At 71.5% G+C, this 13,010-nt stretch carries 9 protein-coding genes; 6 read left to right on the plus strand and 3 right to left on the minus strand.

The features are described 5' to 3' along the window. Positions 1-108 precede the first annotated feature (108 nt). Positions 109-3,981, plus strand: a complete 3,873-nt coding sequence (locus WME90_RS47260) for a DUF4215 domain-containing protein (protein WP_437283755.1) — start codon at positions 109-111, stop codon at positions 3,979-3,981. A gap of 215 nt (positions 3,982-4,196) precedes the next feature. On the opposite strand, the gene WME90_RS47265 is transcribed toward WME90_RS47260, so the two are convergent. Beyond that, the gene (locus WME90_RS47265) at positions 4,197-5,963 is read right to left on the minus strand and encodes a sensor histidine kinase (RefSeq protein ID WP_437278691.1); all 1,767 of its coding nucleotides are present in this window, start codon (positions 5,961-5,963) and stop codon (positions 4,197-4,199) included. A 438-nt stretch (positions 5,964-6,401) separates the two neighbouring features. Here WME90_RS47265 and WME90_RS47270 point away from each other — a divergent pair, with 438 nt between their 5' ends. The 5 genes from WME90_RS47270 to WME90_RS47290 all read left to right on the plus strand — a co-directional run bounded on the left by WME90_RS47270 (position 6,402) and on the right by WME90_RS47290 (position 11,631). Beyond that, positions 6,402-8,390, plus strand: a complete 1,989-nt coding sequence (locus WME90_RS47270; protein ID WP_437278692.1) for a methyl-accepting chemotaxis protein — start codon at positions 6,402-6,404, stop codon at positions 8,388-8,390. A 34-nt stretch (positions 8,391-8,424) separates the two neighbouring features. Continuing rightward, positions 8,425-9,423 carry an FHA domain-containing protein gene (locus WME90_RS47275; protein WP_437278693.1) on the plus strand — a complete coding sequence of 333 codons (999 nt, stop codon included), beginning with the start codon at positions 8,425-8,427 and terminating at the stop codon, positions 9,421-9,423. A 55-nt stretch (positions 9,424-9,478) separates the two neighbouring features. Beyond that, complete coding sequence (locus WME90_RS47280; RefSeq protein WP_437278694.1) at positions 9,479-9,940, plus strand: 1,2-dihydroxy-3-keto-5-methylthiopentene dioxygenase; 462 nt, start codon at positions 9,479-9,481, stop codon at positions 9,938-9,940. Positions 9,941-9,954: 14 nt separating this feature from the next. Next, a complete protein-coding gene (locus tag WME90_RS47285; RefSeq protein WP_437278695.1) occupies positions 9,955-10,323 on the plus strand; it encodes a cupin domain-containing protein in 369 nt (122 codons plus the stop codon). 144 nt (positions 10,324-10,467) lie between these two features. After that, positions 10,468-11,631 (plus strand): flavin reductase, encoded by a 1,164-nt coding sequence (locus WME90_RS47290; RefSeq protein WP_437278696.1) that lies wholly within the window; start codon positions 10,468-10,470, stop codon positions 11,629-11,631. Between the two features lie 132 nt (positions 11,632-11,763). Here WME90_RS47290 and WME90_RS47295 read toward each other — a convergent pair whose 3' ends face one another. Together WME90_RS47295 and WME90_RS47300 are read right to left on the minus strand one after the other, a co-directional pair. Beyond that, positions 11,764-12,675 (minus strand): methylenetetrahydrofolate reductase, encoded by a 912-nt coding sequence (locus WME90_RS47295; RefSeq protein ID WP_437278697.1) that lies wholly within the window; start codon positions 12,673-12,675, stop codon positions 11,764-11,766. 40 nt (positions 12,676-12,715) lie between these two features. Next, the gene (locus WME90_RS47300; RefSeq protein ID WP_012241608.1) at positions 12,716-13,003 is read right to left on the minus strand and encodes an MSMEG_0570 family nitrogen starvation response protein; all 288 of its coding nucleotides are present in this window, start codon (positions 13,001-13,003) and stop codon (positions 12,716-12,718) included. Positions 13,004-13,010 lie beyond the last annotated feature (7 nt).

Consider the following 13,010-nt stretch of genomic DNA (forward strand, 5'->3'; position numbering starts at 1 on the left):
ACTTTTACGATAAAGTGTGTGTAGCGCCGTTTGCTCGGGAAGAGCGCAACGTGCGTTATCGAGGTGGCCGTGGTTTTAAGGACTTCTTATCTGGCTTTGGCGGTGGGATTGCTTCAAGTCACGGTCGCCTGCGGCGGGGGCGGCGCGACCACGAGCGAGGCGACCGGCTCCGGGAGCGGAGCGAACTCCGGCGGCGGGCCTGGCACCGGCGGCGCCGGCGGCTCGGGCGGCGTGCCCGAGTTCACGGTGGGCAGCGGCCTCGGGCTCGGCGGCAACGGCGGCGGCGAGCAGGACCCGTGCGAGGTCGATGATCCGCCCCCCGAGTGCTTCCTTCCTCCCGACCCCGCCTGCGGCGACGCGGCGATGAACCAGGCGTCCGAGGCCTGCGACGACGGCAATACGCTGCCGGGCGACGGCTGTTCGGGGCAGTGCCAGGTCGAGCCGTACTGGAGGTGTCCGACGCCCGGGCAGCCTTGCGAGCTGACCATCGCGTGCGGCGACGGCGCCGTCGACCCCGGCGAGTTCTGCGACGACGGCAACAAGGTCGATGGCGACGGCTGCAGCGCCGACTGTCTCTACGTCGATCCCTCGTACGTGTGCCCGAAGCCGGGCCAGCCGTGCATCCTTCTCTACGACTGCGGCGACGGCCGCGTGAACGGCTCGGAGGAGTGCGAGGACGGCGACGACCCGCCCGCGTCCGGCGACGGCTGCAGCGCGGACTGCAAGCGCGAGCCGGGGTTCCAGTGCAGCAAGCCCGATCAGCCGTGTACGAAGCTGCCGGTCTGCGGCAACGGCCTCAAGGAGACCGGCGAGGGCTGCGACGACGGCAACACCGCGAGCGGCGACGGCTGCTCGAGCCTTTGCCGGCAGGAGCCCTATTACAACTGCCCGACCCCCGGATCTCCCTGCGTGCGGCTGGTCCAGTGCGGCGACGGCAAGGTGCAGCCTGGTGAGCTCTGCGACGACGGCAACACCGCGGACGGCGACGGCTGCAGCGCCGACTGCCAGGTGAAGGACCCGGCGTACGTGTGCCGGAAGCCGGGCGAGCCGTGCATCCCCCTCTACGAGTGCGGCGATGGCCGCGTGAGCGGCAACGAGCAGTGCGACGACGGCGACGACCCGCCGGAGAGCGGCGACGGCTGCACCGCGGATTGCCGGCTCGAGGAGGGCTGGGTCTGCAGGCCGGGCCAGCCCTGCACCGTGAGGACCTATTGCGGCGACGGCGTCGTGCAGCTCGGCGAGCAGTGCGACGACGGCGGGGGCGCGTCCCCCGAGGGCGGCGACGGCTGCACCGCGCAGTGCAAGATCGAGGTCGGCTGGACGTGCCCGCCGGCGGGCGGGCGCTGCACCCCGCCGCCGCCGCCCGTGTGCGGCGACGGCAAGATCGGCGGCACCGAGGTGTGCGACGACGGGCAGCGCCCGCCGGCCAGCGGCGACGGGTGCAGCGCCGATTGCCAGACGATCGAGGCGGGCTGGGACTGCTCGCGCGTCGGGTTCCCCTGCAAGACGGTCTGCGGCGACGGGCGCAAGCTCGGCGCCGAGCAGTGCGACGACGGCGATCTCGTCTCGGGCGACGGCTGCGATGATACGTGCCGCATCGAGCCCGGCCGGGTGTGCAATAGCGCCGTGCCCCAGGACTGCACGCGCTACTCCGTCTGCGGCAACGGCATCCGTGAGGGCACCGAGGCGTGCGACGACGGCAACGGCAACTGGCGCGACACCTGCACGCCCGACTGCAAGGGCGAGCCGGACTGCAGGGGCGGCGCGTGCATCTCGAAGTGCGGCGACGGCATCCTCCTGCCCGGCGACCCCACCGAGGCGTGCGACGACGGCAACACCGTGAGCGGCGACGGCTGCTCCGCCACGTGCACGATCGAGCCGGGCTACGCCTGCACCGTCGCGCCCACCGAGATGCGGCTGCCGATGGTCATCCGCGACTTCATCGGCTGGTGTCCGGAGGGCAACGACAGCAGCTCGAGCAACACCCAGTGCGACGCCAACCTGACGGACAGCGTCATCGGACACTTCGACTTCGAGATCGCGGGCAACGGGCAGACCGACTACACCGTCCAGACGACGCTCGACAGCGCGGGCAAGCCCGTGAACGCTTACGGCGCCGGCCCCTTCCCGCCGACCGCGAACAACGGCTGGACCACGGGGCAATCCAACTTCCAGTGGTGGTACCGGGACAACCCGACGTACAACCGGACGCTCGTCACCTCCATCGAGCTGGCCCCTGACGCCGGCAGGTACGTGTACCAGCGGAACCCGTTCTGGCCGGTGGACCGCACCCCGCCGGGCGGCGATCCCGTGCTCAACAACCTGGTCTCCGCCGGGCTGGAGCGGACGCAGGGCAACCCCGCGCACAACTTCTACTTCACGAGCGAGGTCCGGTACTGGTTCCAGTTCACGCCCAACGGCGCCGCGGCCGATCCGGTGCTCACCTTCTACGGTGACGACGACGTCTGGGTGTTCATCAAGAACACGCTGACCGCGGACATCGGCGGCATTCACGGGCAGCTCCAGGAGAGCGTGACCATCCTTGATAATGGCGACGCGCGCGTGACCCCGTGCGGCACCGCTGCCGGCTGCACGAACCGCGGCGCCACCTACGACGTCGACCTGAACCTCGAGGCGGGCAAGGTCTACGAGATCGCGGTGTTCCAGGCCGAGCGCCACGTCACCGGGTCGAACTACCAGCTCACGCTGTCGGGCTTCAGCGCCGGCACGTCGGTGTGCACGCCGCAGTGCGGGGTCGACCCGCCGGTCGTGACGCCGGGCGAGGAGTGCGACGACGGCCGCGAGAACGGGACGGGCTACGGCGAGTGCAACAATTGCCAGCTCGGGCCGTACTGCGGCGATGGCCTCAAGAACGGCCCGGAGGCCTGCGACAACGGGATCAACAACAGCACGTACGCCAACGCCTCGAACGCCTGCGCGCCGGGGTGCATGGCCCCGCCGCGCTGCGGCGACGGCGCGGTCAACGCCCCGTACGAGGCGTGTGATCTCGGCTCCGGCAACACGGCGAACGGCTACGGAGGCTGCACCCTCGAGTGCGAGATCGGGCCGTACTGCGGCGACGGCGCGACGAACGGCCCCGAGCAGTGCGACGACGGCAAGAACGACGGCTTCTACGGCACGTGCAACCCGAACTGCACGCGCGCCCCGCGGTGCGGCGACGGCAACGTCGACGACGCGTGGGGTGAGGAGTGCGACGACCCGTCCGACCCGAACTGCGTGGGCTGCCAGCTCGGGGCGCTCTGCGGCGACGCGGTCGTGCAAGCGAGCTACGGCGAGGAGTGCGACGACGGCGTCAACGACGGCGGCTACGGCGAGTGCGCCCCGATGTGCCTGTACGGCCCGCGTTGCGGCGACGGCGTGGTGCAGCCCGACGCGGAGGACTGCGACCTCGGCGAGGCCGACAACAACGGCGCTTACAACGGGTGCACTCAGCACTGCGCGTACGGGCCGTACTGCGGCGACGCGGCCGTCAACGGCTCCGAGACGTGCGACGACGGCGTGAACGACGGCTTCTACGGCAGCTGCTTCCCTGACTGCACGCCGGCGGCCCGGTGCGGCGACAGCAACGTCGACGAGGACTGGGGCGAGCAGTGCGATCCCCCGAACGCGGCGACCGGCTGCAGCGACAACTGCCGCCTCGGCGCCCAGTGCGGCGACTCGGTGGTGCAGGCCAACCTCGGCGAGCAGTGCGATGACGGCGTGAACGACGGCGGCTACGGCGAGTGCGGCCCCAGCTGCCTGTACGGCCCGCGCTGCGGCGACGGCGTGGTGAACGGCCCCGAGAAGTGCGACGACGGCAAGAACACCGGCGGGTACGGCAAGTGCGCGCCCGGGTGCGTGTACGGCCCGCACTGCGGCGACGGCGAGCGGCAGAGCCTGTACGAGGAGTGCGACGACGGGAACAACAGGAGCGGCGACGGCTGCAGCTCCGCCTGCGAATACGACAACCAACCCCTCTAGAAGAGACGGTCACCCGCTGCGGATCCGGGCCCACCTCGGCGTTTTCGGTGCTCAGCGCACATGAGTGCGCTTCCGCGCCGAAAACGCCGATCTGGGCCCGTCTCCTGTGCGGGTGACCGTCGCTGGCGTCGTCGCCGTTGCTTGGCGGAGAGGGCGCGGGAGCAGCCTTGGGATCCGCTAACCCGAGCGCGCGGCGGGGGAGAGCGCGCGAACGCTCACGCGCCTGACCGCGGAGCCTCCGACCGCGGTCGCACCGTGGTGTCCCCCAGCGGCTTCTCCAGGAGGGGCGGACCCGCGACGGGTAGCCAGATCTCGAAGACGGCGCCGCCCTTCTGGGCCTTGCGGTAGCTGATCTCTCCCCCGTGCTCGAAGACGATCCGCTGCGCGATCGCGAGCCCGAGGCCCGTGCCCTTCTCCTTGCTGGTCGCGTACGGCTCGAACAGGCGCGGCACCATCTCCTCCGCCACACCCGGCCCGTTGTCGCGCACCACGATCCGCACGCGGTCGCTCGGCAGCGGGCCGATCGTGACCGAGACGCGCGGGTCGCGGCGGACGGCGCTCGCCGCGTCCAGCCCGTTCTGGACCAGGTTCGTGAGCACCTGGATCAGCTGATCCCGATCGGCCGAGACCTCCGGGATCGGGTCCGCGATGAGCTCCACGCGCGGCGACGGCGCGCCGGAGGTCGCCCCCGCGCCGGAGGTCGCCTCGCCCGACGCAGCGTGCAGCGTGACCACCCCGCGCGCGATCGCGATGAGATCCACGGGCATGAGGTTCGGCGGCGGCAGGCGCGCGAATCGGGTGAACTCGGTCACGATGTTCGCGATCCGGTGCACCTCGTTCAGGACCGTCGACGTCGCCTCCGCGAAGTAGTCGTCGAACGCCGGGTCGTCGCGCTGCCGGAGCCGCCGCAGCGTCTCCACCGCCGCCCGGATGGGCGCCAGCGGGTTCTTGATCTCGTGGGCGATCTGGCGCGCGACCTCGCGCCGCGCCGCGATGCGCTCGGTCGCCGCCAGGCGCTTGCGCATCGCCGCCAGCTCGTCGATGGTCGCGTTGAACGCCGCCGCGAGATCCGCGATCTCCCGCCCTCCGCGCCCCTCCACCCGCCGCGGCGCGCCGCTCATCACCTCGCGCGTCTCGCGGGCCAGCGCCACGAGCGGCCGCGACAGGCTGCGCGCCAGCACGACCGCCATCGCGACGGCGATCGCCAGCACCGTGGCGCCGGTCAGCGCGATGGCGCGATCGAGCCGGGCGAGCGCCTGCCTCAGCGGATCGCGCGACACCGACGCGACGACGTCGAGGCCCGGGATCTCCGCGAAGTGGAGGACGCGCACCACCTCCGCCTCACTGCTCAGAGGGACGAGCTCCCCCTCACGCGCCGCCGTGAGGCGCACATGGTACGCCTCGCCGATCCGCGCGAGGACCGGGCCGATCCGCCGCCCCCCCACGAGCCCGATCGTCACCCCGTGGCGCGACAGGGCGCAGTGGACCTCCAGCGACGGCTCGCCGCCCGCCTTCGCGGGCCGGAGCCGCGGCGCGCCCCCGGGGTCCTGGATCAGCGCCGCGAGCCGCGGATCGCGGGCGCCGATGCGCGCGGCGTCCTCGGCCCCGAGGACGCTCCCGTCGCCCGCCACGAGCGACAGCTCGTCGAGGCGCAGCGCCTTGGCCTGGCTCGGGACCAGCCGCGCGAGGGCGATGCGGCTCCCCGGGTCCATCGCGTCCGGGTTGCCCTTGGCGCGCTCGAGCTCGACGTGGGCCTTGTCGACGAACGTGTCGTGCCGGCAGAGCGGCGGCAGGAGGTCGCGCAGCGCGTCGGCCTCCCACGCGAGCTGCTGCCGCACGCCGGCGTGCGCCGCGTCGATCCGCTCGGCGAAGCCGCCCTCGATGATCTCGCGCGACGCCTCGCGGAGGGTCAGCCCGACGAACGCCGTCGCGATGATCGCGACGAGCCCGAAGGCGAGCAGGAGGCGGGCGGCGAGGGACATGGCGGGACAGCCACGCCCGCCCGGCCGCGCGGCCGCCTGGACGGCCGGGCGGCCGCCGCGGTCCGCGGCGGCGTTCAGGATCGGTGCTGTCGAACCTAGAGGAAACGGCGCCCGTGCCGAGCCCCCGCGGCGCGCTCCTTCTCCGCCGCAACCTCCATGCATACGCCATCGGGTCGGGATCGTCCAAGTTCGTCGTGTTTCCCCCAGCTCCGCGGGCCCGCCCCCTGCGCCTCTGCCCAGGAGATCTCGGCCCGCGGCTCGCTTGCTGCCCTCGGTCCCTGGCCGCGCTTGCCCGCGCTGGCAGCGCTGACCGCGCTTCTGCCGCGCGCTCTCCTTGCACCGGGGGGCACTCGCCTCTTACGCTCGGTCGTCCTTCGGGGTCGTCGGGGGCGCGCCGCCCAGCGCGCGCCGCAGCTCGACCGCGCTGGAACGCACGAAATGAACGCCAAGCAGCTCTCCATCCCCATCGCCGCAATCCTCGCGCTCATCGGCTTCGGGTTGAGTTTCGCGTCGAAGCCGCTGGCGGAGTTCTCGGGCCAGCTGTTCATGTTCTTCGGCTTCTCCGCGGCGGTTGCGGTGCTGTACGCGGGCCTCGCGGGCAAGGGCGGCGTCCCCCTCGGGGGCCTGCGCGACGCGCTCCGCGCGGCCGCGCGAGGCAAGCGGCCCAAGCTCCCCGAGGGCGCGCCCGCCGACCTCGCGGAGACCTACGAGCAGATCGCCGAGATCGCCGGCCGCCAGCTCGAGCTCGCGGAGGAGCGCCACGCGCTCGCCGAGGAGCGCGACAAGCTCGCGCGGGAGCGCGACGGCCTGAGCCGGGAGCGCGACGGGATCGTGAAGGAGCGCGACACCCTCGAGCGGGAGCGGGACAACCTGAGCCGGGAGCGCGACGGGCTCACGAAGGAGCGCGACACCCTCGAGCGGGAGTGCACGACGCTCACCCGCAAGGTGAACGATCTCGCGCAGCGCGGCCCCGACATCGACGTCGACTCGCTCGTCGACGCCGTCCTCCGCGCCACCGCCGGCGAGCGGGTGCGCGTCCCGCCGGGCTCGCCGCAGGAGCTCTCGCGCCTCTACTCGGAGCTCTCCGGCATCGCGGAGCGGATCACCCAGGCGGAGCTGCGCGACAAGCAGCGCCGGTCGGAGCTCGCGCAGGCCACCGTGCTCCTCGACGAGCTCCTGCCCAAGCTCAGCGACGGCGTGAGCAGCGTCATGCACGCGAGCGAGCAGGCGACGGTGTACATCCGCGAGATGACGACCGCCCTAGCCAACATCGCGCAGTCGGTCGAGTCGCTCGCGTCGAGCGCCGAGGAGTCGAGCTCGAGCATCCTCGAGATGACGGCCACGAACGAGGAGGTCGCCGAGAACGTCGGCGAGCTCGGGTCGAGCGTGCGCGAGACGGTCTCGTCGATCGAGGAGATGGCCTACTCCATCCGCGAGGTCGCGAAGAACGTCGACGCCCTGGCGCTGACGGCCGAGGAGACGAGCTCCTCGATGAACCAGATGGACGTCTCGATCGACCAGGTCCAGTCGAACGCGAACGAGACGGCCCGCCTCTCGGAGGAGGTGGCGACCGACGCCGAGAAGGGCGCCGAGGCCATCCTGAAGACGATCGGCGAGATCTACCGCATCAAGGAGTCGAGCCAGGAGGCCGTGGCGGTCATCTCGAACCTCGGCTTCCGCATCGAGGCGATCGGCCAGATCCTGGCCGTCATCGACGACGTCGCCGAGCAGACGAACCTCCTCGCGCTGAACGCCGCCATCATCGCCGCCCAGGCCGGCGAGCACGGCAAGGGCTTCGCCGTCGTCGCCGACGAGATCAAGGATCTCGCCGAGCGCGCCGGCGGCAGCACGAAGGAGATCGCCGAGCTCATCAAGACCATCCAGTCCGAGTCGAAGAACGCGATCGCCGCCGTCGAGCGCGGCGCCCACAACGTCGATCGCGGCGTCGAGGTGTCGAACGAGGCCGAGCGGGCCCTCAAGAAGATCCTCGAGAGCTCGCAGAAGTCGACCAACATGGTGCGCGCCATCGCCCGCGCCACGGTCGAGCAGGCCAAGGGGTCGAAGCAGGTCACGGACGCGATCGGCCGCATCGCCGAGACGGTGCAGCAGATCGCGGCCGCCACGGCGGAGCAGGCGCGCGGCTCGGAGCTCATCATGAAGAGCGCCGAGAAGATGCGGACCATCACGCAGCACGTGGAGCGGTCGAGCCAGGAGCAGGCGCGCGGCGGGCGCCAGATCACGAGCGCGATCGAGCAGATCTCGAACATGGTCCACAGCCTCAACGCCTCGCACCGCAGCCAGACGCGCGGCGGCGAGCAGCTCGTCGAGGCCGGCAAGCGCATCGAGGAGGCGGCGCGGCAGCAGGACCAGGCGGTGCGCCAGCTCCTCAGCGCCTCCGAGCGGATGCGTCGTACGGCGGCGATTTGAGGCCGAGCCGCCCCCTCGCGCGCAGGCAGCACCGATGGCGTTGACGATCGTGGTGCTCGCGCCCGACGGGGCGGGGAAGGTGGACGGGGGCGAGCTCTCCCTGACGCTGGACGCGCCCCGCATCATCATCGGCCGCGCGGAGGGCTGCGAGGTGCGGCTCCCCGACACGAGCGTGAGCCCCCGGCACGCGTCGATCCGGCAGCGCGGCGCCACCTACCTGCTCCTCGACGAGGGCAGCGAGAACGGCACGTTCCTCGGCAAGACGCGCATCGCCCTGCGCACGGCGATGCCGCTGAAGACCGGCGACCGCATCCGCATCGGGCGCGTGTGGCTCCTGCTCCGGATCGAGCCGGCGGTCGCGAGGGCCGCCACGGCGGCGGCCGCGAAGGAGCTCGCCCTCGAGCTCGTCGCCCGCGGCCTCGCGGCGCAAGGCGAGGATCCGGCGCCGCGCGTGGTCGTCGTCGAGGGCCCGGACAGCGGCCGCTCGTTGCGGCTCGAGGAGCCGGCGCGCCCCTACATCCTCGGGCGCGCCAAGGACACAGATCTCGTCCTCGACGACCCGGACGTCTCTCGCCGTCATCTGGCCATTACACGAAGGGGCGATCAATTCTCGGTTCAGGACCTCGGATCGCGCTCGGGCGCTTCGCTCGACGGCGTTCCAGTCCCTCAGTTCGATACGATCTGGCGTCCTGGACAGGTGCTCGCGATCTCTGGTGATCGGCTTACGTTCGAGCACCCGACCGCCGAGGCGCTCGCGGAGATCGAGCGCAGCCCGTGTGAGCCGCTCCGTCCAGACGCGGTGTTCGACCCTCCTTCGCTCGAGGAGCCGAAGGAAGCGCATTCCACTCCGACGCCTCCGCCTGCCTCGGCGAGCACGAGTTCGCCGCTCGCGGAGTCTGCTGCAGCGGCGCCGGTGTCTCGCGCCGCGCAGGGCAGTGGGTGGGGCTTCACAGAGGCGCTCATTGCGTTGCTCGCGCTCGGTGTGCTGGTGCTCAGCATTGCAGGCCTGTTGTGGCTGCTCGGGCGCTCTTAGTGTCTTGACGTCGCGCGCGCGCAGGGTTCGAAGAGCGCAGTCCCGGAGGGTGCGCATGCGTGCGATCCGAATGAGAGCTGACGGCGAGAGCGAGGCCACCGAGGCCGAGCTCCAGGCGGAAGGGATCCGGTGCGGCGCGTTCGACCCGGGCGCAGCCCAGCTCGCCTTGCAGCGCGTCGTCGCGGACCGTGGATGGACGGAGCACGAGGACGTGCGCCGCGACGGGAGCAAACCTCGAGACGAGGCGGAGAGCGCGAGAGAGGCGGATGAGCACTGCCACCTCGGCGACGAGCTGCGGCTCTTCGTGGAGGGGCAGGGCTTTTACGACATCCGTTGCACGAACGACGAGTGGCTGCGGATCTGGGTCGGCGCGGGCGACCTCGTCGTCGTGCCGGCGCGGCGCTACCATCGCTTCGTGGCGAGCAAGGGCGCGCTCCGTTACCTGCAGCCGTACGGCGGCCGTCACCTGCTCATGCAGCTCTACCGCGTGTCCGATGATCGGACGCGCGCGATGTGATCTCGAGGTACCCGATGGCGCGTCCCTACCGTCTCGTCACCTCCAGGGCCCGGATCCCCGTCCCTGGCGGCAAGCTGATCGAGGAGCTCTTCGGCCGCGTGAACACCGGCACGGACGGGTTCAGCCTGGCGCACATGGTGGCCCCGGCGGGGTGGAGCGAGCCCGCGCAGACGCCGTCGTTCGGCGAGCTGACGCTCGTGATCCGCGGCCGCGTGCGCGTCGAGATCGCGGGCGAGGCGGTCGACGTCTCGGCCGGCCAGGCCATCTGGACGGAGCCCGATCAGCGCGTCCGCTACAGCAACCCGTTCGACGAGGAGAGCGAGTACTTCGCCCTCTGCATACCGGCCTTCGCGCCGGACCTGGCGCGGCGCGACGCCGAGTGAGCTCCGCAGCGCGCGGCGCCGGCGCGTGATCTGCGCGGCGCTGGCGCGTGATCCGCGCAGGCCGGCGCATGATCCGCGCAGCGTCTGCGCGTGCGCCGCGCAGATCCTGGATCCCTGGTGAGCGCCGAGCGCGTACTATGCCGTATGCTCTTCGATCCCGCGGAGTTCCGGAAGGTGCTGGGGCAGTTCGCGACCGGGGTCACCCTCGTGACCACGGTGCAGGACGGCACGCCGCACGCGATGACGGTGAACTCGTTCAGCGCGGTTTCGCTCGACCCGCCGCTCGTGCTCTTCTGCGCCGACAGGCGGTCGCGCACGAGCGCGGCCATCGCGGCGTCCGGGGTCTTCGCCGTGAACATCCTCCGGGATCAGCAGCGGGACCTCTCGGACCTGTTCGCAGGCAAGGGCACGGACATCGATCGGCAGGCGGTGCTCACCGAGGCTCACGTGGCCGAGTCGGGCAGCCCGATCCTCAAGGACGTGCTGGCCTTCCTCGACTGCAAGGTGGAGCACACGTACGACGGCGGCGATCACATCATCTATGTCGGCCGCGTGCTCTCCGCGGGCCGGGGGGAGGCGGGCGCGCCGCTCCTGTATTACCGGGGCACGTACCAGGCCCTCGACGACGTCTGGCGGTGGCGTGATCGCTACGCGGCGAAGGAGCAGGCGACCCCGTTCCACGAGCTCGTCGACTTCTTCGATCGCATGCAGGCGGAGGGCCCTTATGCGACGCTCATCGACGAGCTCGTCACGCTGGTCGATCCGGGCGTCGAGGAGCGGTGCCTCGACCTTGGCTGCGGCACGGGCCGCCTGACGCGCGAGATGGGGCGCCGCTGCCACGAGGCGATCGGGATCGACGCGACGGCGGCGATGGTGGAGCGCGCCACGCAGCGGGCGAAGGCGCTCGGCCTGGACAACGTGACGTTCCGGGAGGCGCTGGCGACGCGGCTCCCGTTCCCCGACGCCTCGTTCGACGTGGTGACCGCGTCGAACCTGCTCCTGCACCTGCCCGAGCCGGGCCCGGTGCTGGCCGAGGCGGCGCGCGTGCTCCGCCCGGGCGGCCGCCTGGCGCTGCTCGAGCCCGCGGCCGCGATGAGCCGCGCCGCCATGGCCGGCTACCTGCGCGGCCACCGGTACAACCCGCCGACGGCCCACGCGATGCTGGCGTGGGCCGACGCGGCGGAGGTCACCTACCGTCACACCGAGGACAAGCTCGGCGCCGACCTGGGCGGCGCGGGGCTCCAGGTCGACCGCTGCGAGCGCAGGATGAACGGCCTCGCGCTGCTCTGGATCGCCCGCAAGGCGTAGGGCCTGGCTCGCCGGGCAGCCCGGCCTGCGCGCGGCGCGTCGCGTCGGGTCGTCGCCCCTCGACGTGTGTCCCACGTCCCCGGGAGGAGGGGGTTCAGGGTGAGGGGCAGCGGCCTCGACCTCTCCTCCACGTCACGCTGCCCGCCTGAGCCCCGCTTCCTCGACGAGCCGGGGCACCCAGTCCTCCGCGCCGATGGACCGCATGTGGATGCCCGAGAGCCCGGGGACGTCGCGGAGCCCCCGGATGAGCTCCAGCGTGATCCGGTAGCTCTCCCCCTCGGCGTCGCCGCTCTGGCGGACGCGCTCGATCAGGTGATCGGGGACGACGAGGCCCGGCACCTTCTGCAGGAAGCTCAGCCGATCCACGCCCGCGAACGGGAAGATCGCCGCGATGAAGTGCGCCCGCTCGTGCAGCCCGCGCTCGACCACCGCGGCCATCCAGCGGCGCATCGACGCGAGCTCGAACACCGCCTGCACCTGGATGAAGCTCGCGCCCGCGTCGATCTTCGCGGCGAGCCGGTCCATCGCCCCGGCGATCGCCTGCTCGGCGCACGGGAAATCGATCGTCCCGACGTGGAAGTAGGGCGCCGGTGAGACGACGTCTCCGTTGAAGAGCTTCCCCTCGCGCGTCAGCCGGCGGGTCAGCTCGATCGCCGCGTAGCTGTCGATGTCGCTCACCTCTTTCGCGTCCGGATCGGAGCCGATGGCGCACGGGTAGCCGCCGAGCACGATGATGTTCGAGAGCCCGAGCGCCGCCATCCCGAGCAGGTCGCCCTGGAGGGCGATCTTGTTCTTGTGGCGGAGCGAGAACTGGAGCACCGGCTCGAGCCCCTCCTGCTTCACGAAATGGCCGACTGCCATGTTGGCGCAGCGCGCCTGCGAGAGCAGGTGATCGTTGATCTGCACCACATCCACACAGCCCGCCATGTTTCGGGCGTGTTTCAGCAGCTTTTCCAAATCATAGTGACGCGGGGGCGTCAGCTCGGCGGAAACGAGGAACTGGCGCTCGCTGAGGAGGCGCTCCATCTTCGACTTCGTCACCATCTCCTGCTCCTTCCGTGACTCGACGAACCTGAGGACTCCGTCACTCCACGAACCTGAGGACCCGGACCTTGGCGCCGCTCCTGCCGTGGAACCGCGCGGCCGCGCTCGCGATGCGCGCCGCCTCCGCCCGCGCCAGGCTGCAGGGGAAACCATACTTTTTGAAGACCCGCTCGCTCGCGATATCGAGCGCCGTCCGGCAGCGCGACACGAAGTCGTCGAGGTCGTAGCTCTCCCCGACGTCGAGGTGTTCCTTGACGACGAGCGACGGAGAGTAACAGACCTGCTGCTCGCCGCTCGGCCACTCGATCACAAAGCGCATCTCCGGCATACGTCGC

It is taken from the genome of Sorangium sp. So ce375, assembly GCF_051473855.1.
In the GTDB taxonomy this organism is placed as follows: Bacteria; Myxococcota_A; Polyangia; order Polyangiales; family Polyangiaceae; genus Sorangium.

Bases quoted from the DNA above. Each gene is read 5' to 3' on its own strand.
- WME90_RS47295 (WP_437278697.1), bottom strand. From the start codon at position 12,675: ATGGTGACGAAGTCGAAGATGGAGCGCCTCCTCAGCGAGCGCCAGTTC.
- WME90_RS47300 (WP_012241608.1), bottom strand. From the start codon at position 13,003: ATGCCGGAGATGCGCTTTGTGATCGAGTGGCCGAGCGGCGAGCAGCAG.
- WME90_RS47290 (WP_437278696.1), top strand. From the start codon at position 10,468: ATGCTCTTCGATCCCGCGGAGTTCCGGAAGGTGCTGGGGCAGTTCGCG.
- WME90_RS47280 (WP_437278694.1), top strand. From the start codon at position 9,479: ATGCGTGCGATCCGAATGAGAGCTGACGGCGAGAGCGAGGCCACCGAG.
- WME90_RS47285 (WP_437278695.1), top strand. From the start codon at position 9,955: ATGGCGCGTCCCTACCGTCTCGTCACCTCCAGGGCCCGGATCCCCGTC.
- WME90_RS47275 (WP_437278693.1), top strand. From the start codon at position 8,425: ATGGCGTTGACGATCGTGGTGCTCGCGCCCGACGGGGCGGGGAAGGTG.
- WME90_RS47270 (WP_437278692.1), top strand. From the start codon at position 6,402: ATGAACGCCAAGCAGCTCTCCATCCCCATCGCCGCAATCCTCGCGCTC.
- WME90_RS47265 (WP_437278691.1), bottom strand. From the start codon at position 5,963: ATGTCCCTCGCCGCCCGCCTCCTGCTCGCCTTCGGGCTCGTCGCGATC.